Source organism: Klebsiella sp. S69 (assembly GCF_016516145.1).
Lineage (GTDB): Bacteria > Pseudomonadota > Gammaproteobacteria > Enterobacterales > Enterobacteriaceae > Klebsiella > Klebsiella oxytoca.
This window is the reverse complement of sequence record NZ_JACVUU010000095.1, coordinates 1-347: the sequence shown is the minus strand read 5'-3', so window position 1 is coordinate 347 and position 347 is coordinate 1. Positions and strand designations below refer to the sequence as shown.

The following is a 347-nucleotide window of genomic DNA, read 5'->3' as shown; positions in this document are numbered from 1 at the left end:
AAGCGTTAAGCGTTAAGCGTTAAGCGTTAAGCGTTAAGCGTTAAGCGTTAAGCGTTAATGATAGATTGTCGTAGATGTAATCTGCAATTACTTTAGATCCAACAACGACCTGCATACAAAAACAAAAAAACCGCAAGTCACGTCAATGACTTGCGGTTCTATGTAATAAGTGGCGGAACGGACGGGACTCGAACCCGCGACCCCCTGCGTGACAGGCAGGTATTCTAACCGACTGAACTACCGCTCCACCGAATACTTCTGTAACCACCGGATTTATGCACCGGCTTACTACTTAATTTGATGCCTGGCAGTTCCCTACTCTCACATGGGGAGACCCCACACTACCA

At 47.0% G+C, this 347-nt stretch carries 1 tRNA gene; it reads right to left on the bottom strand.

Annotation, left to right across the window (positions count from 1 at the left end):
- Window positions 1–170: 170 nt before the first annotated feature.
- A tRNA-Asp gene (locus IAE27_RS29390) sits at window positions 171–247 on the bottom strand.
- Window positions 248–347 lie beyond the last annotated feature (100 nt).